21 protein-coding genes are annotated in these 19,269 nt (G+C 62.2%); 9 read left to right on the plus strand and 12 right to left on the minus strand.

Features of this window, described 5'->3' with window-relative positions:
- Positions 1-4: 4 nt before the first annotated feature.
- A complete protein-coding gene (locus HNE_RS02255; protein WP_049754995.1) occupies positions 5-1,801 on the minus strand; it encodes an acetolactate synthase 3 large subunit in 1,797 nt (598 codons plus the stop codon).
- A 187-nt stretch (positions 1,802-1,988) separates the two neighbouring features.
- Positions 1,989-2,939, minus strand: a complete 951-nt coding sequence (gene miaA / locus HNE_RS02260; protein ID WP_011645482.1) for a tRNA (adenosine(37)-N6)-dimethylallyltransferase MiaA — start codon at positions 2,937-2,939, stop codon at positions 1,989-1,991.
- Positions 2,940-3,019: 80 nt separating this feature from the next.
- Between miaA and serB the strand changes: the two genes are divergently transcribed.
- Positions 3,020-3,919: a phosphoserine phosphatase SerB gene (serB, locus tag HNE_RS02265; protein ID WP_011645483.1), complete on the plus strand. Its 900-nt coding sequence runs from the start codon at positions 3,020-3,022 to the stop codon at positions 3,917-3,919.
- A 6-nt stretch (positions 3,920-3,925) separates the two neighbouring features.
- Positions 3,926-4,396: an NUDIX domain-containing protein gene (locus HNE_RS02270; RefSeq protein WP_011645484.1), complete on the plus strand. Its 471-nt coding sequence runs from the start codon at positions 3,926-3,928 to the stop codon at positions 4,394-4,396.
- On the opposite strand, the gene HNE_RS02275 is transcribed toward HNE_RS02270, so the two are convergent.
- The 4 genes from HNE_RS02275 to HNE_RS02290 all read right to left on the minus strand — a co-directional run bounded on the left by HNE_RS02275 (position 4,384) and on the right by HNE_RS02290 (position 9,057).
- Positions 4,384-5,145 (minus strand): L,D-transpeptidase family protein, encoded by a 762-nt coding sequence (locus HNE_RS02275; RefSeq protein WP_011645485.1) that lies wholly within the window; start codon positions 5,143-5,145, stop codon positions 4,384-4,386. The genes HNE_RS02270 and HNE_RS02275 overlap by 13 nt on opposite strands.
- 249 nt (positions 5,146-5,394) lie before the next feature.
- Positions 5,395-6,048 (minus strand): CDP-diacylglycerol--glycerol-3-phosphate 3-phosphatidyltransferase, encoded by a 654-nt coding sequence (gene pgsA, locus HNE_RS02280; protein ID WP_011645486.1) that lies wholly within the window; start codon positions 6,046-6,048, stop codon positions 5,395-5,397.
- A gap of 45 nt (positions 6,049-6,093) precedes the next feature.
- A complete protein-coding gene (locus HNE_RS02285; RefSeq protein WP_035590810.1) occupies positions 6,094-7,629 on the minus strand; it encodes a TadE/TadG family type IV pilus assembly protein in 1,536 nt (511 codons plus the stop codon).
- A 45-nt stretch (positions 7,630-7,674) separates the two neighbouring features.
- Positions 7,675-9,057: a TadE/TadG family type IV pilus assembly protein gene (locus HNE_RS02290; protein WP_011645488.1), complete on the minus strand. Its 1,383-nt coding sequence runs from the start codon at positions 9,055-9,057 to the stop codon at positions 7,675-7,677.
- Between the two features lie 181 nt (positions 9,058-9,238).
- Here HNE_RS02290 and HNE_RS02295 point away from each other — a divergent pair, with 181 nt between their 5' ends.
- The gene (locus tag HNE_RS02295; protein WP_011645489.1) at positions 9,239-10,033 is read left to right on the plus strand and encodes a thymidylate synthase; all 795 of its coding nucleotides are present in this window, start codon (positions 9,239-9,241) and stop codon (positions 10,031-10,033) included.
- A 19-nt stretch (positions 10,034-10,052) separates the two neighbouring features.
- Here HNE_RS02295 and HNE_RS02300 read toward each other — a convergent pair whose 3' ends face one another.
- Positions 10,053-10,559 (minus strand): hypothetical protein, encoded by a 507-nt coding sequence (locus tag HNE_RS02300; protein WP_011645490.1) that lies wholly within the window; start codon positions 10,557-10,559, stop codon positions 10,053-10,055.
- A gap of 162 nt (positions 10,560-10,721) precedes the next feature.
- On the opposite strand from HNE_RS02300, the gene aqpZ reads away from it, so the two are divergent.
- A complete protein-coding gene (aqpZ, locus tag HNE_RS02305; protein WP_011645491.1) occupies positions 10,722-11,402 on the plus strand; it encodes an aquaporin Z in 681 nt (226 codons plus the stop codon).
- 128 nt (positions 11,403-11,530) lie between these two features.
- Here aqpZ and HNE_RS02310 read toward each other — a convergent pair whose 3' ends face one another.
- On the minus strand, positions 11,531-12,193 hold the full coding sequence (locus HNE_RS02310) for a VUT family protein (RefSeq protein ID WP_011645492.1): 663 nt from the start codon (positions 12,191-12,193) through the stop codon (positions 11,531-11,533).
- Between the two features lie 141 nt (positions 12,194-12,334).
- On the opposite strand from HNE_RS02310, the gene HNE_RS02315 reads away from it, so the two are divergent.
- The gene (locus tag HNE_RS02315; RefSeq protein WP_011645493.1) at positions 12,335-12,865 is read left to right on the plus strand and encodes a dihydrofolate reductase; all 531 of its coding nucleotides are present in this window, start codon (positions 12,335-12,337) and stop codon (positions 12,863-12,865) included.
- A gap of 91 nt (positions 12,866-12,956) precedes the next feature.
- On the plus strand, positions 12,957-13,877 hold the full coding sequence (locus HNE_RS02320) for an SMP-30/gluconolactonase/LRE family protein (protein WP_011645494.1): 921 nt from the start codon (positions 12,957-12,959) through the stop codon (positions 13,875-13,877).
- A gap of 48 nt (positions 13,878-13,925) precedes the next feature.
- Here HNE_RS02320 and HNE_RS02325 read toward each other — a convergent pair whose 3' ends face one another.
- The 4 genes from HNE_RS02325 to HNE_RS02335 form a co-directional block, all read right to left on the minus strand.
- Positions 13,926-14,363, minus strand: coding sequence for a RidA family protein (locus tag HNE_RS02325; RefSeq protein WP_011645495.1), 438 nt, complete (start codon positions 14,361-14,363; stop codon positions 13,926-13,928).
- 140 nt (positions 14,364-14,503) lie between these two features.
- Positions 14,504-15,208: a hypothetical protein gene (locus HNE_RS02330; protein WP_011645496.1), complete on the minus strand. Its 705-nt coding sequence runs from the start codon at positions 15,206-15,208 to the stop codon at positions 14,504-14,506.
- A 61-nt stretch (positions 15,209-15,269) separates the two neighbouring features.
- Positions 15,270-15,404 carry a hypothetical protein gene (locus HNE_RS19005; protein ID WP_267878701.1) on the minus strand — a complete coding sequence of 45 codons (135 nt, stop codon included), beginning with the start codon at positions 15,402-15,404 and terminating at the stop codon, positions 15,270-15,272.
- A gap of 167 nt (positions 15,405-15,571) precedes the next feature.
- A complete protein-coding gene (locus HNE_RS02335; protein ID WP_011645498.1) occupies positions 15,572-16,804 on the minus strand; it encodes an Mrp/NBP35 family ATP-binding protein in 1,233 nt (410 codons plus the stop codon).
- Between the two features lie 156 nt (positions 16,805-16,960).
- On the opposite strand from HNE_RS02335, the gene hflK reads away from it, so the two are divergent.
- Genes hflK through HNE_RS02350 form a run of 3 tightly spaced genes read left to right on the plus strand, consistent with a single transcriptional unit; the run spans position 16,961 to position 19,242 of the window.
- The gene (gene hflK / locus HNE_RS02340) at positions 16,961-18,127 is read left to right on the plus strand and encodes an FtsH protease activity modulator HflK (protein WP_011645499.1); all 1,167 of its coding nucleotides are present in this window, start codon (positions 16,961-16,963) and stop codon (positions 18,125-18,127) included.
- A complete protein-coding gene (hflC, locus tag HNE_RS02345) occupies positions 18,127-19,023 on the plus strand; it encodes a protease modulator HflC (RefSeq protein ID WP_011645500.1) in 897 nt (298 codons plus the stop codon). The genes hflK and hflC overlap by 1 nt, the downstream gene beginning before the upstream one ends.
- A gap of 18 nt (positions 19,024-19,041) precedes the next feature.
- Positions 19,042-19,242, plus strand: coding sequence for a DUF2065 domain-containing protein (locus HNE_RS02350; protein ID WP_011645501.1), 201 nt, complete (start codon positions 19,042-19,044; stop codon positions 19,240-19,242).
- The last annotated feature ends 27 nt before the right edge of the window (positions 19,243-19,269 follow it).

The following is a 19,269-nucleotide window of genomic DNA, read 5'->3' on the forward strand; positions in this document are numbered from 1 at the left end:
CGGCCTAGACCAGCCCCCGGCCAGCCTCTCCGATCTCGTTACCCGTTATCTCACCGAGAATCATCTGGTTGTGCGCTGATCCCGACGGAATCATCGGCAGGCAGTTTTCGGCGCGCTCCACACGGCAATCGAACAGGACCGGGCCAGGATGGTTCACCATCTCCAGGATCTTCCCGTCAAGCTCGGCCGGGTCATCACAGCGGATGCCATAAGCGCCCAGCGCGTCAGCCAGTTTGACGAAATCCGGCAGGCTTTCCGAATAGGAGTGGGAATAGCGCTCGCCATGCAGCAATTCCTGCCACTGGCGCACCATGCCCATCCATTCATTATTGAGAATGAACACCTTCACCGGCAGCTTGTGCTGAACCGCCGTGGAAAGTTCCTGCATCATCATCTGGATGGAGGCTTCCCCGGCAATGTCGATCACCAGCGCGTCGGGGTGGGCGGCCTGAACGCCCACGGCGGCGGGCAGGCCATAGCCCATCGTGCCCAGGCCACCGGAAGTCATCCAGCGGTTGGGCTCGTTGAAATGATAGAACTGGGCCGCCCACATCTGGTGCTGGCCCACTTCGGTCGTGATGTAGGCGTCATGATCCTTGGTCAGGGCATAGAGGCGCTCGACCGCATATTGCGGTTTGATCACGTCACTGGAGCCCTTGTAGGCAAAGCAGCGCCGCGCGCGCCAGGCGCCGATCTCTTCTTTCCAGGGCGCCAGATCCGGCAGCTGCGCCTTGCGGGCTTTCAGCTCCTTGAGGATGGCTTCCAGCGCCTGCGCGCAATCGGCCAGAACCGGAATATCCACCCGCACAATCTTGTTGATTGAGGAGGCATCAATGTCGATGTGCACCTTCTTCGAATTGGGCGAGAACGCGTCCACACGGCCCGTCACCCGGTCATCAAACCGCGCGCCGACACAGATCATCAGGTCACAGTCATGCATGGCGTTGTTGGCTTCAAAGCTGCCATGCATGCCCACCATGCCCAGCCAGTCAGCATGATTGGCGGGGAAGGCGCCCAGCCCCATCAACGTTGAGGTCACCGGAATGCCCGTCATCTCCTGCAACTCGCGCAGCAGCTTGGACGCGCGCGGCCCGGAATTGATCACGCCGCCGCCGGTATAGAAGATCGGCCGCCACGCCTTGGTCATCAGGTCGACGACAGCCTTGATTGCCTCGGGCGCCGGCTCAGTCTGGGGCACATAGGTCGGCTTCAGGATGCCGGCCTTGCCCACATAAGGCCCGGTGGCAAACTGGATGTCCTTGGGAATGTCGATCACGACCGGGCCGGGGCGGCCATTGGTGGCGATATAGAACGCCTCATGGATCGTGCGCGCCAGCTGGTTCACATCCGTAACGAGGTAATTGTGCTTGGCGCAGGTGCGCGTGATGCCGGTCGTATCGCACTCCTGAAAGGCGTCTGTCCCGATCAGATGCGTTGGCACCTGTCCGGTGAGGACGACCATCGGGATCGAATCCATCATCGCGTCGGTGATCGGGGTCACCATATTGGTCGCGCCGGGGCCGGAGGTGACCAGCGCCACGCCGCATTTCCCCGTCGAGCGCGCATAGCCTTCAGCCGCGTGCCCGGCGCCCTGTTCATGGCGCACCAGAATATGGCGGATCGCGTCCTGCCCGTAGAGCGCATCATAAATCGGTAGCACCGCGCCGCCCGGATACCCGAACATCACCGATACGCCTTGCTCCCGGAGGGCCTCTACGACGATCTGCGCGCCGGTCATCATGCGCGGGGTGGAGGTCTCTGCCGTGTTAGCGGCGGGCTTGGCCTTGGTCTGGGTGGTCATGGGCTTCAGCTTCCGGAAGGATGTTTTCTGCGTGGGGTTAAAAGAGCAAAGGGACCAAGAAAAAAGGGCTCCCGGAGGAAGCCCTTTTGTGCGCGCACCCGCAACTGCCTGGTCGAAGGGCAGCTACGGGCACTTAAGAATTACTACTTTATATGCGCGCACTTGGCGTTTCCTCAATCTTGGGAGTTCAGGCATAATCTTCCGTATCGGCTGTGTCAATCTCGCGATAGAGGGCAAAAATAACCCTCATGCGGTCGCTGACTTCCGGCGAGGGAATGCGGGGCCAGAAGGGAAATTGCCGGCCAATCCAGGTAAATTGCCTTTTGGCATAACGCCTTGACTCGCGCTTGGCGCTTTCGGCGGCTTCCTCGGCGCTGATCTCGCCGCGCACGAAGGCGGCAATCGAGGGCATGCCCAGAGCCTTCATGGCCGGAAGTTCGGGATCAAGATTGCGTGAAACCAGCGCCCGCGCCTCGGCCACCGCGCCCTGCATCAGCATCCCTTCAAACCGCCGGTCGATCTTCTTGTAGAGCGCCGCGCGGGGCGGGGTGAGGGCAAAGCCGACCCACTCGCCCTCTTTCAACACGGGTGGCTGGCGCTCATTCTGAAACTCGCTCAGCTGCCGCCCTGTCGCCAGCCACACCTCATAGGCACGGGCCAGCCTCTGCCGGTCGCCCGTGCCCAGCCGCTCGGCCAGTTCCGGATCATGCGGCGCGAGCCGCAGACGCAGGCCATCAGCGCCCTCGCTCTCGGAGATGGCTTTCACCTCGGCGCGAATGTCCTCGGGCACCGGCGGAATATCCGAAAGCCCCTGGGTCAGCGCCAGAAGGTAGAGCCCGGTGCCGCCGACAATCACCGCATGCTTGTTCTGCCGCTGCAGCCGTTTCAGTACGCTGCGCGCCGATTCCAGCCATTCTCCGGTCGAATACCGCCGCCCGGCATCGACATAGCCAAACAGGTGATGAGGCACGCCGGCCATCTCTTCTTCGGTCGGACGGGCAGAAATTACCTGCAGGTCGCTGTAAACCTGCATGGAATCGGCATTGATCACCTCGCCGCCAAGTTTGCGGGCCAGTTCTATGGCAAGGGCGGATTTTCCGCTGGCCGTCGGGCCATGTATCAGGATCGCAGGGTGCATCCCCTACAACTAAGGACTTGCGAGCCCTGAGGAAAGCCACCTAGAGACGGCCTGCTTCGAAGAGGGCCTTGAGAATGCACATGGATTGGGTCTTGGTTGCTGTCTCCAGCGCGGCAGATGCCCGCCTCGGCGAGCTGGCAAAAAATTCAGTCAGCGCCGTTGGTGGCACACCAAACGGCTGGTCCAGCCTCTCCGATACCGGCCCGCTTCAGGCCGGCGCCCTGCGCTTTTCAGCCGCCAGCGAGAGCCTCGGCGCCCTCCGCGCCGCGCTGGAAGCGGCTGGCCCCATCGATGCCGCCATCCTCCCCGCCGCCCGCTTCGGCAGGAAACGCCTTATCATCTCCGACATGGACTCCACCATCATCGGCCAGGAATGCATCGACGAAATCGCTGACGCGGTCGGCCTCAAAGCCAAAATCTCGGAAATCACCGAACGCGCCATGCGCGGCGAGTTGGATTTCGAGGCTGCCCTGACAGAACGCGTCGCCATGCTGAAGGGCCTGCCGCTGGACGCGCTCGCCCGCACGCTGGAAGAGCGCATCACGCTGAACCCCGGCGCCCGCACACTCATCGCCACAATGAAAGCCCACGGCGCCGCCACGCTGCTCGTCTCAGGCGGCTTCACCTATTTCACCTCCCGTGTTGCCGCCCTTGCAGGCTTTGAAAGCCATCAGGGCAACACGCTCATAGATGACGGCGCCGCGCTGACCGGCGAAGTCGGCCAGCCCATCCTCGGGCGCGTCGCCAAACGCACCGCGCTTCTGGAGGCTGCCGCCAGCCTTGGCGCCGCTGCGGAAGACGCGATCGCCATGGGCGACGGGGCGAATGATCTCGACATGATCCGCGCCTCCGGTCTCGGCGTTGCCTACAAGGCAAAGCCGGTGGTGGCTGCCGAGGCTGCCGGGTCCATCCGCCATACGGACTTGACGGCGGCCTTGTTCTTCCAAGGATACAAGGCGTCCGAATTTGTCCGGGGATGACCGGAAATGTCCAAACTCCGCACACGCCTGTTCCAGTCCTGGTTCCGCCTCAGCCGCCCGATGACCCTCGGCGTGCGCGCCGCGGTGGAGAATGAGGCGGGCCATGTCTTCATGGTGCGCCATACCTATGTGCGCGGCTGGTACATGCCCGGCGGCGGCGTCGAAAAGGGCGAGCCTGCAGTGGATGCGCTCGGCCGCGAACTGGTCGAGGAAGCCGGCGTGCGCCTCAATGCGGAGCCGCGCCTTATCAGTGTCTATTCAAACCACCACAATTTCCCCAACGATCATGTTCTTTTCTACCACGTTCCCTGGGGTAGCTGGGAGCCCGTGAAAGCCACATCCCTGGGCGAAATCGCCGAAACCGCATGGATCGATCCAAAGCTGCCGCCTGAAGGCATCAACACCGGCACGCGGATGCGCTTTGAGGAGCTTTACGGCGGCCTGCCTATCTCGCCCTACTGGGCTCACCGCACCTGATAGGCACCGTCGCGAACGCTCACGGTGGGCACTTCACCGCTCGCGGAGAATTTGTTCCAGGCCGGCTTCAGGCTCTCCCAGAAAGCAGCATGCGGGCTGGCTTCGCGCCCTGCCATAGCCTGCTGCGTCATGGGGAAGGGGAAGATGTGCACGTCCACCGCTTTCTGCCCGCCCTCAAACGCGGCCTGCATCAGCGTCCAGATTTCCTCGATCCCTTCATCCGTCATCGCAAAACACCCCACCGAGGCGCAGGATCCGTGCACCATCAGGAAGCTACCTGTGCGGTCATTGGCCCGGTCAAAGGCATTGGGATAGCCCAGATTGAACGAGAGGTGAAAACTTGAAGCCGGGTTCATCTGCCCGGCCGTCACCTTGTAAAAGCCCTCCGGCGCCTGATGGTCGCCCTCGCGTATTTTCGGGCCGAGGTCGCCTGAAACCGCGCAGACAGGCCAGGTCCGGAAGGGCTGAAACTTGCCCTCTGTATCCTGAACATAGGCCGTCAGCTCCGCGGGCTCTTTGGTAATCTGAAGGAATACGGGGCTGCCCAGTGCCAATCCCTTTTCCGCCAGCGCCGCTTTCAGCGGCTCCGCTTGCGCCGCATAGGCCGCGCGGGACCGCGCCGTTTCCGGAACAGTATCGGCATGGGCAAAGGCGAGCAGGGCCGGCAGGCACAGGAACGCCAGCATCGCGATCAGGATCGCAAAGATATTGGGCTGCGGTCGACGGCGATATTTCGGGCGTGGGCTCATGCGCCCAACTTCATCCCGAATGTGGCTGAAGCCGGGCGGCTTCTGGGAAGCGGCGGGATTTTTGGTTAAATGTCCGAAAGGCAGGCATTAAGGCGCCGTTAAGAATTGAGGCGCAATCTGGGCACATGCCGGGTTCACCCCTCCCGGCAGAATGACGACCCTGCAAATCGGCGGCCACGCTTCTCCCGCGCATAAGCCCGTCCATCGCCGTCAGCGCCGGTCTGCTTCCCCAGACCGGCGTTTTCGCGTTCAGCGTCGATGGCTTTGCACCGCCTTCACATATTGTCCGCCCGTCAGCAGGGACAGCCCCGCCGCCACCCAGAGCGCCAGCACCAGCGCGCCGGTTATCACCGCGCTCCAGTGCAATGCGCCGCCGCCGGATGGGGTTTCGGGCAAAGGCCACAGCGCGAGAGGCAGCATCAATCCGGTAATCGCCACCATTTCGGCGGCCGTTTTCCATTTCGCCAGTCTGGAAGGCGCAACAATCCCGGAGGCTTCCGGCCGGGTGCGCAGCCAGGTCATGAACACGTCCCGCGCCAGGATCAGCGCGGCAGGCACATAGATCAGCCAGGTCTTGAGTGCCAGCGAGAGCGCAATCAGCGCCGCCCCCACCAGCAGCTTGTCGGCGATCGGGTCCAGCCACACGCCAAACCGGCTTTCGGCCTTGAAGGCGCGCGCCGCCCAGCCATCGAGAAAATCCGTCAGCATGCCGGATATGAACGCCAGCAGCGCAAACTGGTGCCAGAGCTGCTGGAACGTTGTGTAACGCTGGCGCTCAAGGCCGGTCACCCCGGCATCGGCCAGCAGCGCCTCAATGCCCGTCGCCTTGAAGGCTGCAAACAGCACAAGCACCGCGAATACGCAGCGGGAAATTGTCAGGGCGTTGGGCAACCAGGAAAACATGTTTACCCGTCTGCCAGTGCCCGGCGGTGGCCGCAATGGCGGCGCTCACTCCTTCAGGCGAAGATCGGAAATTGAGCGGGCAATCGAGCGATACACCTCGATCAGCTCCTCCCCGCTGTCAGCGCTGAAGGCATGGGAGGGAGAAGTCGCGCAATATTCCAGGATGGTGCGCCCGTCGCCCGTGCGCTGAACACTCGAAGGCACCTGAAAGCCTACCGTATAAATCTGGATACGCCGGCTCGAAGCTTTCATCCCGTCGCACAGATCCATCGACTGTCGGAAGGAGTCCCGCGAAGCTGTCGGATGCTCGATATTGAAATCCCCGTCCGTCATAAGGATGACGGCCTTGGACGTCTGCGGCTGGCGATAGGGCAGGGGCTCGGACGCTTCGGGCCAGATGGCAGCCCATTCGGGCGATACCAGATACCAGCCCCAGGCGATGCCCAGATGGCCTGCGGTGCCACCTTCGGCGACCAGCGCGTTCACATGATCCTTCAGCACCGTCTTGTCTTCGGTCAGCGGCACCGGGCCAGACGGCATGCAGGTGCCGTGGCGGCCTTCATAGGCGCCCACACCATAACCCGTTGCGTTCTGATTTTCGACATTCTGCCAGCCATCATACTTGCTGGAGCTGCCGGCATAGAAACTCCAGCGCGGATTGCCCGCCCCGATCCAGGCTCCGCTGCCGGGCGCGGCGTCGGTTGCTGCCTGCGTTCCCGTGCGCTCATATACGCACGCGTCTGCCAGCCCCGTATCGTCAAAAAACCGGCGCTTGGTATCCCAGCTCCAGCTTGAATACTTACCGCAGTTCCAGCTCGAACAGGTGCCGCTCTGATAGTAGAAAAAGCGCTTGCCGCTGTCCTGGTCAATCATGCGTTTGGTATTGTGGCTGTTATACCGGCTCAGTGCCGTGGAATTTGATCCGTCGGCAGAGAGTGTCACCGTCTCGGTCACGGCGCCGATATAGGCGCCCGCATTCAGCGAATGATTATAGCTGGCAATCGCCAGGCGCACCGTTCCGTCCCGCTCCCGGCTGTCGGGCAGCAACTCGTCAACGGCTGCAACGGCCGCCGTTTTCAGCTGCGCCAGCCGGTTATAGCTGTTCATTGATCCGGACACGTCGAATATGAATGCAACGTCCAGCTTGCCCACCCCATAGGTCGAGGTGGACGCCACATTGAACTCAAGCTCATCATGCCCGATCAGGCTGGAAAGATAGGTCGGCTGGCGGCAGCGGACGGTTCCGAGAATGTCGAGATTGGTCTCGTCGAAGGTCACGGCCACCGGATCACAGTCCAGCCCGCCGCCCTGATCTGTGAACAGCGCCAGCGCATAGGTCTGCACGTCCAGCGTGGTTTCAGCGGCCGTGTTGCCCGCCTGCCGCCCCAGCGCGCCGGCCAGCACGGCCGAGTCGAGCGCTGCCTGCACCTTGGATTTCTGGCGCACCGTATTTTGCAGATCGATGGCGATGCCCGTCAGCGCCAGAATGCAGGGGATCACGAAGGCCGTAATCATCGCCACATTCCCGCCCTCGGCGCTTCGCAGCGCGGGAAGACGGGTAACTGGGCGGCAAAGGCGCATCATTGTCTCACTGCTCTCTAGGCAGAAGGGCTTTGCAAAATCCGGTCAGCGCGAAATCCGCAGATCGGAGATGGAGCGGGCGATGGACTTGTAGGCTTCGGTCAGCTCCTGACCATTGGTCGGCTTATAAGCAAAGGCGGGGTTGGAGGCGCAATAATTGAGAACGTCCTGTCCGTATCCGGCATCGAATCCGACGGTATAAATGACGACTTCCTTCTCCTTCATTTTGTCACAGATTGCCTCAGCCTGCGTGACAGAACTTGGATACGCATTGTTATGGCGGGTCTCATTATACTGACCGTCAGACATCATGATGACGACCTTGGTGGCATCAGGTTCGTCATAAGGCAAAGCCTTAGAGCCAGCCGGCCAGACGCTATTCCATTCCGGTGAGACCAGATACCAGCCCCACGCTTGACCAATGTGACCGGCTGTATTTCTGCGCGGTGTCATATCATCGATGAAGTCGTGCAGCTTGTTCCGGTTGTATGTAAGCGGAATAGGCGTATTGTCGTTGCACCATGGGTCGGTTTGGTGGTCGGTTGACCAACTGTCATTGTACGAATCAAATGTCGCAGATACGGGTGGCAGCCAGCGATTGTGACCAGGGCTGGCATCTGTGTACCGCTCGGCGCCTTCGCGTTCCCAAACACAAGTAGATTTAATAGTGTAGCTGCGATGATAGGGCCCGCGCCATTCATAGTTCCACTCGCGACACGTCCCATTATTTCGGTATCTGCGGCAAGTCGTTCTTTCACGGATATAGCCGTAAAAGGGCTCGGTTCGCTCTGGGTCTTGATTCGTCACGGCTTTGAAATACGGACCCGCATTGACCATCGTGTCGTACGATACCATTGCCAGGCGCACGTCTTCCGGGTCTCCGGCATATCCTTCAACCGGCAGCAGGGTATTGACGGCTTCGCGGGCGGCCACTTTCAGGTTCCCCATCCGGTTGTCGTTAGCCATCGAGCCCGACACGTCGAACACGAACGCAATTTCCAGCTTGCCGATGCCGTAGGTCGCGGCGGAGGAAACATTGAAATCGAGATGCCTGATCCCGGCAACCTTTGACAGCGTGGTATTCTGCGAGCATTCCACGTGCCCTTCAAGTTCTTCGGTCTCATCAATGTAGACAAGATCGATGTTGGTGCAGTTGAGCCCGCTATTGTTCGACTGGTTGAGGATGCCCTTGAAGTAGTCGTTGGCTTCCTTCAGCGAGTAGGCTCGGTCCTTGCCGTCCTGCATCGATTTTGTGGCAGCCAGAACGGCGCTGTCGACGGCCTGCTGGACCCGCGCCTTTTGCGTCGTCGTCACCTGGAAATCGATGGCAAAGCCGGCAATGCCGACAATCGGAATGATGGTCAGCGCCGCAATCATCGCGACATTGCCCGACTCGTTCCGGAAAAAATTCCTGTGGCCCGTTTTCATCTGACCTCAACCCCATCCATATTGCCGGGGCGGGAGAGTCAAAACTGCCCCCACATACCCAGCCAGTGGCGAGTTATGACAGATGTGGGTTTCTGCCCCGTAAGGCGCGTGCGATCAAATCTGCCCAGCCAGTTTGGAATCTGTTAACCTGAGCTCCGCGCGAATCGAGAGGCCCTGGCAAATGCAGCAATATCAGGCACTTCTGAGAGACATCCTGGAGAACGGCCACAAGCGGGGCGACCGCACGGGCGTCGGCACGATCGGCGTCTTCGGCCGCCAGATGCGGTTTGACCTCTCCGAAGGCTTCCCGATGGTGACCACCAAACGCCTCCACCTGCGCTCGATCATCGTCGAGCTGCTCTGGTTCCTGCGCGGTGACACCAACATCGCGTATCTGAAGGAAAATGGCGTCTCCATCTGGGATGAATGGGCCGATGAGAACGGCGACCTAGGCCCCGTCTATGGCAAGCAATGGCGCAGCTGGGCCACGCCGAATGGCGAAGCCATCGACCAGATCCAATGGGTGCTGAACGAAATCCGCACCAATCCCAATTCCCGCCGCCTGATCGTTTCGGCCTGGAACCCGGCGGACGTAAACGACATGGCCCTGCCGCCCTGCCACTGCCTGTTCCAGTTCAATGTCATGGACGGCAAGCTGAACTGCCAGCTTTACCAGCGCTCGGCAGACGTCTTCCTCGGCGTGCCCTTCAACATCGCCTCCTACGCGCTCCTCACAATGATGATGGCCCGCGCTACGGGGCTTCAGCCCGGCGAATTCGTCCACACCTTCGGCGACGCCCACCTCTATCTGAACCATCTCGAACAGGCAGAGCTCCAGCTCACCCGCGAGCCGCGCGATCTGCCCACCATCCATATGAACCCGGACAAGGCAGACCTCTTCGGATGGGAGTATGAGGATTTCCGCGTCGACGGATATGCCCCCCACCCTCACATCAAGGCGCCCGTCGCAGTCTGATGGGGCTGTCTGACGCGGCCTACTCGCTCAGCAGCTCGCAATGAATGAACCCGCCGGTTTCCACGGCCAGCGTCAGGGCCGCCTCGAACTCGGTGCAGTAAACCACCGGCCCGCCCTCCTGGCTGACAGCCGCGCTCACCTTTACGCGCGGATCGCCGGAAATTTCCCGCGCCACCTGCGCCGCATCAAACCGCCCGGCCAGGGTGATGGATTTGTTGCCCGCGCTGATTTCCCGGTCTTCATGCCCAAGATTTACCGGCGCGGCCCCAGCGCGCGGCTCGCCATAATAATCTGCCCCCACCGTCAGCGTCGCGCCTGCCGCGTCCAGCGCGCGGATAACCTCCGATGACACCGTAATGTCCAGCCGGAAGGGCAGGGCGGCGGGCCGCGCCTCGTAAACGCGCTTTGCCGTCTCCACCGCCGCCACCGGCGCGGAAACCCCGGCGCTTACGGCATCTGGCTCAGGGCTGTGCCCGCAGGCGGCCAGCAGGATCGCCGGGATGAGAAGGGCAGATAAGCGCGTCATGGGCGTAAACTCCTTGTCTTCCAGATAGTTGCGGCGTCCATCCTGTCTGGCAACCCTTTCCGGGCAGGCCAGAATCCTGCTTGCCGCAGATTGAAAAGCTCTGCATCCTGACAGTGGCTTGAGGCGGCAATAAGACCGCCTGGGCCCATCAAGGAGACATCCATGAAACCCCTGATCGCTGAACTTATCGGCACATTCGCCCTGGTCCTGTTTGGCTGTGGTTCTGCTGTCCTCGCCGGAGGCGAGGTTGGCCAGTTAGGTATCGCGTTCGCTTTCGGCCTGGCCATCGTCGCCATGGCCTATGGCATCGGCCCCATCTCGGGCTGCCACGTCAATCCGGCGGTCAGCTTCGGCGCCTTCATCGCCGGGCGTATGACGCTCAACTCCATGTTCCAGTACTGGATCGCCCAGTTCATCGGGGCCGTGCTCGGCGCCGCCGTCCTCTATCTCATCGCCTCAGGCAAGGCAGGCTATGACCTGGCCGCAAACGGGCTTGGCCAGAATGGCTGGGGCGCAGGGTATCTGGGCGAATACAGCCTCGTCTCGGCGCTGGTCTTCGAGATTGTCGCCACCTTCCTGTTCCTCGTCGTGATCCTGGGCGCCACCCAGAAATCCGCGCCCGGAATGGTCGCTGGCCTCGCCATCGGCCTCACGCTCGCGGTCATCCACATTGTCGGCATCCAGGTCACCGGCGTCTCGGTAAACCCCGCCCGCAGCTTCGGCCCCGCCGTCATCGTGGGCGGCGCGGCAATCTCCCAGCTCTGGCTGTTCTTCGTCGCCCCGCTTATCGGCGCAGCGCTCGCCGGCATCCTCTTCCGCCAGAAACTCCTGGAAACGGAATAGGCCTGTTGTCTATCGGCCTCGTCCTGAAAGGGACGGGGCCTCCAACCTCCCGGCTGCCACCCCCACAAGCAACGCGCAGGCGCAGGTGCCGCGAGCCTTGGCTCGCGAACAGCACCGAGCAATCTCAACTACGCCTCATGCGGCGAGATCAGCCCCTTATCCTCGCGCCGGCGGATCACATATGAAACGATCACCGCGCCCACCATCTTGCCGATCACGAACACGATCCAGTTGAGCGGGTGCAGTGAGTTGCCCGGCTCCATGCCCAGCTCCATCTGTTTGGCAAGGTCGGCGCCATAGAGAAACACGGTCGTATCCACCGGCGTTGCCAGCGCGCTGGAAATCAGGATGCGCGTTGAAAGCCGGTATTTCGTGAAGGTGTAGACCATCCAGTCCACCATCTCCGAGACGGCAAACGCAATCCCGCTGGCCAGCGCAATCACCGGCCAGGAATAGAAGAATGACCAGGCCACCGCGATCGCCATCAGGATCAGCACCTTGTGTCCCATCTCGCGCTGCACGAAGTCGCGGATCACGAACACCATGCCCGTCACCATCGTCATCGGGTGCAGCGCGATGCCGGGCGCATAGTCGCCGCCGGGCGCCACGATCTGCGCTTCGGGAATCACGCCGAACGACCAGTTGAGAAAAGGAATCAACGCCACATAGACAAACGCCCATATCCGTCCGTTCAGGAACCAGATCGCGCAGAATGTGAGCAACAATGCGCCCAGTGCCGGGCCAATCAGCTGAGGTTGCCCGTTGGTTAGGACCGACACGAGTTCAGACATTTATGAGCGTTCCCCCCGCTGTCCCATTTTAATGCAGTTGCCGCTGCGTTGCGTGCTTGCTTAAACCATGCCTGCGGAGCGAGGAAGCGCGCAAATGGGAACGCGCCAACCGGACAGATGTGAAAGATAATAACTAGAGCAATGTCCATTGAAGTGAAACTTTGCCTGATCGTTGCGCAGGCGCGCAACCGGATCATCGGCGCCGCTGGCGCGCTGCCCTGGCGGCTGAAGGACGATATGGCGTTCTTCAAGGCCACCACCATGGGCGCGCCCGTCATCATGGGCCGCAAGACCTGGGAAAGCTTCCCCAAACGCCCCCTCCCTGGCCGCGAGAATATCGTGCTCACCCGCGACTGGGATTATGACGCCGCCGAAGCGCGCGTTTACTCCAGCTTCCCCGCCGCCATGAACGCCGCCCGCGCCATCGCGGCCCGCGAAGGCAAGGACGAAGCCTTCGTCATCGGCGGCGCTGAAATCTACGCTCTCGCGCTGCCTTTCGCCGACCGGATCTACCTCACTGAGGTAGATGCCGAGATTGAAGGCGACACGCTTTTCCCCGAACTCGACCTGCGCCAGTGGCGCAGCGATGAAATCGCCACCCATCCGGCCGGGGAGGGCAACGACCATGCCTTCATCATCCGCCGGCTCGACCGCGCCGCCGCTCAGGTCTGATCCGGGCCGCTTCACGCGGGGGCAGTGATGGACACTGTCCCCGCTGCGGCCTTACCCTTCCGGGAAAGATCATTCTCGGGAGGAATAGAGTATGGATTTTGAAGTTGTCGGCTCCGGCCTCGGCTTTCCCGAAGGCCCCGTCGTCATGGAAGACGGCTCGGTCATCCTCGTCGAAATCCAGAAGGGCTGCATCTCGCGCCTCTGGAACGGCAAGCATGAAGTGATCGCCACGCCCGGCGGCGGCCCCAACGGCCTCGCCATCGGCCCGGACGGCGCGCTCTATTGCTGCAACAATGGCGGCTTTGAATATCACGAGGTCGGCGGCCTCACGATCCCCGGCAACTGCCCACCTGACTATTCCGGCGGCCGCATCGAGCGGATCGACCTCTCCACCGGCAAGGTTGACCGCCTGTATGAAGCCGTCGACGGCAACTCCCTGCGCGGCCCCAACGACATCGTGTTCGATAAGGAAGGCGGCTTCTACTTCACAGACCTCGGCAAGGGTTTCGCCCGTACCCGTGACCATGGCGGCGTCTATTACGCCAAGCCCGATGGCAGCCTGATCAAGGAAGTGGACTACCACCACATCTCCCCCAATGGCTGCGGCCTCTCGCCGGACGGGAAGACGCTTTACTTCGCTGACACGATGACCGCCCGTCTCTGGGGCTTCGCGCTCACCGGCCCCGGCGAATACACGCCCCACAAGCCCCCCTTCCTGCGCGGCCGCGTCGTTACGGGGCAGACGGAGCTTTGCTATTTCGATAGCCTCGCGGTCGCCGCCTCCGGAAACGTCTGTGTCGCAACCATCCTGAAGAATGGCGGCTATGGCGGCATCACCACCATCACGCCAGATGGCAAGTCCAGCTTCACCGAGCTGCCAGATCCCTTCGTCACCAACATCGCCTTCGGCGGGGCTGACATGAAAGACGCCTATATCTGCGCCTCGGGCACCGGCCAGCTGATCAAAACCCGCTGGGCCGAAGCCGGGTTGAAGCTGAACTACAACGCCTGACCCTTAAACGCCTCTCCCGCGTGCGGGAGAGGCGCAGGGTTGAGGGCCCTACCGCGCCGCAATACACTCCACCTCCACCAGCGCCCCGAACGGCAACGCAGATACCGCAATCGCCGTCCGCGCCGGCGGATCGGCCTCGAAATAATCCGCATACACCTCATTGACCGGGCCATACTGTTCAATGTCGGTCATGAAGATCGTGCATTTCAGCAAGTCGCCCATCGTGCCGCCGGCCTTTTCGATATTGCCTTTCACCGCGTCCATCGCTTGGCGCGCTGCCTCGCTCACATCCCCGGTCTCGCTGCGCCCGATCACCCCGGCCAGATACACCGTGTCGCCATAGCCGACGGCGGCGCTGTAAAGTGCATTGCCGGGCACCAGGACTGTCTTGCCCGCAGGCACAGCCGGGGGCGCGGCCTCTGGCGCGGTGACGCATCCGGTCAACAGCAGGGCGCCCAGCAGGGCGGAACAGAGTGTGGGGTTCATGGGCGGGCGCCTCCAATTGCAAATCACGCCGCAACCCTACCGCCTTATCCCCCGAAGGGGGAGGGGCAGGGGCGCGACGCCATCGGCAATTGACTGGCCAGCTTCATTCCTGAGCAGTCCTGCTCAGGCGCGCTGCGCCTTCAGGGCGCGACACATCCGGTGCCCATCTGGCGATACGGGCGGTCGCACTGCCATCCGTCGCCGGATGAATTGAGGTGGGCAAATTTCGGCACCGAAACCGCCTCGCACGTTTCACCGCGAACCCGGAATCCCCGCTCGCAGGTCCAGCCCGTGCCCGAGCCGCTATTGGTCAGATAGGCATTGTCGGGCAGGCGGATCGGGACGCATTTGCTGCCCGTCGCGCGAAAGCCCCGGTCGCAATCCCAGCCAGGCCCATAGCTTGAATTCGTCAGATAGCCATTCTCCGGCACCTTGATCGGCGCGCACAGATTGCCCGCGGCAACATAGCCCCGTTCGCACTGCCAGCGCGTGCCCGAACTCTCGAGAAAAGCGTTCGCCGGAACGGCAAGGGCCACGCAGCCCGCCCCCTCCAGCTTGTAGCCAAAGCTGCATTCCCATCCGCTGCCATAAGCGCCCCCGGAAAGGTAGGCATTGGGTGGCAGGGTAATGGCGTCGCATTGCTTGCCGGTTTCGCGGTAACCCGCGTCACAGCTCCAGCCATCGCCATATGCCCGCGCGCTGGAGTTTTCCGGCCCTGGCGAGGCGGCGGTCTGCGCGGCGGCAATGCCGGGCGCCAGCATCAGGCTGCCCGTGAAAAGTCCCGCAAAAAGCCCCGCAAAAAGCAAAGGCGCCCGGCGGCGCAGGGCGGCGGCAAAAAATGTCATGACTGTCTTTCAGCCCGCAGGCGGGCAGTGGGGGCGGCCGCAATTGGGCGCGGCAGAACCTTCAGAGCTTGGCGGGCGAAAGCGCGCTTTTCACGCGCCGGTCACCGGCCTGCGCCGAAAGGATCATGCGCGGGGGCGAAGGGGCAGCATATTTGCGCTTCACTTCACCAGCGGGAGAATTTTTCTGACGGGGCATAGGCGCATCCTTCTGCAAGCAGAAAGAATGTCCTGCTCTCCCAAAGTAAGCCCCCAGCCCAAAAATAGCAAGTATTTGAAAAATATATATTTTTTATCCAGAAATTCCGTGTGGAAACAGGGCGGGGTAGGGCGGTGCTCCAATACAACCCACCCTGCCTCTCTCCATCATTCCTCAAACACAATCTCCGGCGCCGGTTTCGTCACCAGCTCGTCCAGCGCAATCGCCACGCTGCGTGCAAGCTTCAGGAAAACATCCGCCGCCGGACCTTTCGTCAGCGCGGCCGGCGTACCTGCGTCGCCCGCCTCGCGGATGGCCTGCAACATCGGAATTTCCGCCAGCAGCGGCAGGCCCAGCGCCTTGGCCATTTTCGCCCCGCCGCCTTCGCCCATCAGGTAATGCCGGTTTCCGGCCGGGTCTTCAAACCAGCTCATCGTCTCGGCAATGCCGATCACCGGCACATGCGTCTTGGCAAACATCGCCGCCCCCCGGCGCACATCGGCGAGGGCCACTTCCTGCGGCGTCGTCACGATGATCGCCGCCGTCACCGGCACCTTCTGCGCAATGGCCAGCTGCGCGTCGCCCGTGCCCGGCGGGGTGTCGATGATGAGGAGGTCGAGCGGGTCTTCCTTCGTGCCCCATTCGGCATCGTTCAGCAGCTGGGTGATCGCCGACATGACAATCGGCCCGCGCCAGATCATCGGCGCATCGGGATCAGACAGGTATCCGATCGACAGCGTCTTCATCCCGTGCGCCTCAACGGGGATCAGCTTCTTGGCCGGGGAGGTGCCCGGCTCGGCATTCACCGTCCCGAGCATGGTCGGGATCGAGGGGCCATAGATGTCGGCGTCCAGCAGGCCCACCTTCATGCCCGCCTTGGCCATCGCGGCGGCCAGGTTCACCGCCACGGTCGACTTGCCAACCCCGCCCTTGGCGCTGGCCACGACCAGAATGCGCGCGATGCCCGGAATGGGCCGCATCGCAGTCGCGGGGGGCGGCGCGCCCTGGTTCATCGCTTCATCGGAAAGGCGCGCGCCCTTGGTCACGCGGCGCAGTCCGGCGGTGGGCGAAGGTGTCATCTGGATGTCCGGTTTTGTCCCGTTTTGTCCCGATGTGTCCGGATTTGTCCGGGAATGGGTATGGGAATGACCCGTTCCGGGCGCCTTTTCGGCGGTCAGAACGGTTGTTACCTTCTCGATGCCGGCCAAGCGCGATGCGGCGTTCTCCGCCTCTATCCTGCGGGCTTCGGCCCCGGCGGCGTCGCCGCTATCGGCGCGGATAACAAGGATCGCGCGGCCATCATCGCCCACGGTCACGGACTCCAGCCATTCAGGCGATCCCAGCGCGCTGCGCACGGCGGCGGCGAGCTTTTCCCTGGATTTCTGCCTTGATCCAAACATTAAGACTTCCTCGGCTAAGATAGGGGCTCAGGCGGCGTAAACAGGCCGTCCGGCCCGCCCGAATGCGTCATTTTTGCTGCGCCTGAAAGGCGATTTAGCGTGCACAGCGCATTAGACGCTCTATATAGGCGGGAAACGCAAATTTCAGGAGGGTGAATGCCCTGGGACGATAAGACAAAAGGCTCTGGCCCTTGGGGCGGAGGCGGCTCGGGCAACGGTGGCGGCGAGGGGGGCTCCCCGTGGAACCGTCCCGGCAAACCCGATGCCGGCAAGGAAAAAGACCAGCCTGCAGACCTTGAAGAGCAGATGCGCCGCATGCAGGAGCGCTTTCGTCAGCGCCGGGGCGGCGGTGGCGGACGCAAGGGCGGCGGCAGCGGTGGTGGTGGCGGCGGTCTCGGCCGCGGCGCTGGCCCGCTCGGTGTCCTTGTCATTGTTGGCGTCGCGCTTCTGGCCTGGCTCTCGACCAGCGTTGTCGTCGTTGACCCGACCCAGCAGGCAGCGGTCTTCCGGTTTGGCAAATGGCAGGCAAATTACGGCCCAGGCCTCCACTTCCACCTGCCCGCGCCGTTGGAAAACCACCGCCTTATCCAGGTGGAAACCCGCAACGAAACCCGCATCGGCGCGACGGAAGACGAAAGCCTGATGCTGACGCAGGACGAAAACATCGTCGACATCCATTTTTCGATCATCTGGAAAGTCGATACCCAGAACCCTGAGAACTACGTGCTCAATGTTCGCGATCCCGACAGCACGGTCGCCATGGTCGGCGAGTCCGTGATGCGTGAAGTGGTCGGCAAGACCCGCCTTCAGGACATCATCACCACCCAGCGTGACGAGGTCCAGTTGCAGGTGGTCGAGCAGACCCAGGCACTGCTCAACGAGTATCGCGCCGGCGTGCAGATTCTGCAGGTCCAGATCGGCAAGGCAGACCCGCCTCAGCCGGTCATCGAGGCGTTCAACGACGTTAACGTTGCCGAGCAGGACGCCGAAACCCTGACCAACCGTGCCACGCAGTTCGCCAACGAAATCGTTCCGCAGGCTCGCGGTACCGCTTCGCGCCTGCAACAGGAATCGGAAGCCTACCGCGACCAGATTGTGGCCGACGCAAACGGTGAAGCCGCCCGCTTTGACCAGATCTATGCGGAATACATCAAGGCGCCCCGCGTCACGCGGGAACGCATGTATCTTGAAACCATGGAACGTGTTCTGGAGCGGTCGGACAAATTGCTGATCGATCAGGATTCCGGCGCGGTGCCCTATCTGCCGATTGAACGAACGCGGCCCCAGCCCGCGGCTCCGGCGAGCAATGGAGGAGACCGCTAATGCGTGCTTTTGGTTGGCTCATTCTGATCCTGTCCATCGTTGGACTGATCATCGCTTCAAACGTATTCTTCATCGTCCGCCAGTCGGAACAGGCCATCGTGCTTGAAGTTGGCCGTCCGGTCAGCATCATCAACGCGCCGGGCACGGACCAGGCGGGTCTTCACATGAAGATCCCGGTCTATCAGCAGGTCGAAATTCTCGACAAACGCAACCTTGGCCTCGACATCGAAGGCATTCAGGTGATCGCATCCGACCAGCGCCGCCTGCAGGTCGACGCTTTCGTGCGGTGGCGGATCAGTGACCCACTGCGTTACTATCAGAGCTTCCGCACCGAGCGTGTCGCGACCCAGCAGATCAACACCGTTGCTGTCGCTGCCATCCGCGCCGTGCTGGGGGATGTGCCGGTTCCGGAAATCATCTCCGGCCAGCGCGTCGCTCTGATGGGAGAGATCCGCGATAATGTGAACACCGAACTCGCCAAGGCGGGTGTGGACATCATCGACGTGCGTATCCGCCAGGCAGACCTTCCGCAGGAAGTGACCGAAGGCGTTTACAACCGCATGCGGACGGCGCGTCTTCAGGAAGCTCAGCGTATCCGTTCGGAAGGGGAGGAGCGGGCCCGCCTGATCCGTGCCCAGGCCGAGCGTGAGAAAACGGTTCTTGAAGCTCAGGCCCGTGAAACGGCCCAGAAGGTTCGTGGTGAGGGGGATGCCCGTGCTACCGAGATCTATGCGGCGGCCTACGGCAAGGACTCTGAATTCTTCCGCTTCCAGCGCGCACTCGTAGCGTGTGAAAAGGCGATCCAGGAAGGTACGCAGATGGTTCTCAGCCCCGGCGCCATCGGCGTGTGCGACCAGTTCTTCGACAGCGCACGCGCTGCCGGCGGCCCTCGCTAACCGGGCGGTGAGCGCGCGATGAGCGCAATCACGCTCGCTCTGGCCGGTTTCGGCGTCTGGCTCCTGGTGGAGGGCGCGCTCTGCGCCATTGCCCCGGAATACATGCGCCGCATCGGCCAACTCCTGTCCAACATGCCAGCCCGCGATCTTGCGATCGGCGGGCTGGTGGTTGCGGCGGTCGGTGTTGGCCTCCTGATGCTTGCAGTTCGCACAGCCTGACGCTGTTGCAACTGACGGCCAAAGCGC

It is taken from the genome of Hyphomonas neptunium ATCC 15444 (genome assembly GCF_000013025.1).
Taxonomy (GTDB): Bacteria; Pseudomonadota; Alphaproteobacteria; order Caulobacterales; family Hyphomonadaceae; genus Hyphomonas; species Hyphomonas neptunia.

Coding starts and splice junctions, on each gene's coding strand:
- HNE_RS02255 (WP_049754995.1), bottom strand. CDS start 1,801: ATGACCACCCAGACCAAGGCCAAGCCCGCCGCTAACACGGCAGAGACC.
- miaA (WP_011645482.1), bottom strand. CDS start 2,939: ATGCACCCTGCGATCCTGATACATGGCCCGACGGCCAGCGGAAAATCC.
- serB (WP_011645483.1), top strand. CDS start 3,020: ATGGATTGGGTCTTGGTTGCTGTCTCCAGCGCGGCAGATGCCCGCCTC.
- HNE_RS02270 (WP_011645484.1), top strand. CDS start 3,926: ATGTCCAAACTCCGCACACGCCTGTTCCAGTCCTGGTTCCGCCTCAGC.
- HNE_RS02275 (WP_011645485.1), bottom strand. CDS start 5,145: ATGAGCCCACGCCCGAAATATCGCCGTCGACCGCAGCCCAATATCTTT.
- pgsA (WP_011645486.1), bottom strand. CDS start 6,048: ATGTTTTCCTGGTTGCCCAACGCCCTGACAATTTCCCGCTGCGTATTC.
- HNE_RS02285 (WP_035590810.1), bottom strand. CDS start 7,629: ATGCGCCTTTGCCGCCCAGTTACCCGTCTTCCCGCGCTGCGAAGCGCC.
- HNE_RS02290 (WP_011645488.1), bottom strand. CDS start 9,057: ATGAAAACGGGCCACAGGAATTTTTTCCGGAACGAGTCGGGCAATGTC.
- HNE_RS02295 (WP_011645489.1), top strand. CDS start 9,239: ATGCAGCAATATCAGGCACTTCTGAGAGACATCCTGGAGAACGGCCAC.
- HNE_RS02300 (WP_011645490.1), bottom strand. CDS start 10,559: ATGACGCGCTTATCTGCCCTTCTCATCCCGGCGATCCTGCTGGCCGCC.
- aqpZ (WP_011645491.1), top strand. CDS start 10,722: ATGAAACCCCTGATCGCTGAACTTATCGGCACATTCGCCCTGGTCCTG.
- HNE_RS02310 (WP_011645492.1), bottom strand. CDS start 12,193: ATGTCTGAACTCGTGTCGGTCCTAACCAACGGGCAACCTCAGCTGATT.
- HNE_RS02315 (WP_011645493.1), top strand. CDS start 12,335: ATGTCCATTGAAGTGAAACTTTGCCTGATCGTTGCGCAGGCGCGCAAC.
- HNE_RS02320 (WP_011645494.1), top strand. CDS start 12,957: ATGGATTTTGAAGTTGTCGGCTCCGGCCTCGGCTTTCCCGAAGGCCCC.
- HNE_RS02325 (WP_011645495.1), bottom strand. CDS start 14,363: ATGAACCCCACACTCTGTTCCGCCCTGCTGGGCGCCCTGCTGTTGACC.
- HNE_RS02330 (WP_011645496.1), bottom strand. CDS start 15,208: ATGACATTTTTTGCCGCCGCCCTGCGCCGCCGGGCGCCTTTGCTTTTT.
- HNE_RS19005 (WP_267878701.1), bottom strand. CDS start 15,404: ATGCCCCGTCAGAAAAATTCTCCCGCTGGTGAAGTGAAGCGCAAATAT.
- HNE_RS02335 (WP_011645498.1), bottom strand. CDS start 16,804: ATGTTTGGATCAAGGCAGAAATCCAGGGAAAAGCTCGCCGCCGCCGTG.
- hflK (WP_011645499.1), top strand. CDS start 16,961: ATGCCCTGGGACGATAAGACAAAAGGCTCTGGCCCTTGGGGCGGAGGC.
- hflC (WP_011645500.1), top strand. CDS start 18,127: ATGCGTGCTTTTGGTTGGCTCATTCTGATCCTGTCCATCGTTGGACTG.
- HNE_RS02350 (WP_011645501.1), top strand. CDS start 19,042: ATGAGCGCAATCACGCTCGCTCTGGCCGGTTTCGGCGTCTGGCTCCTG.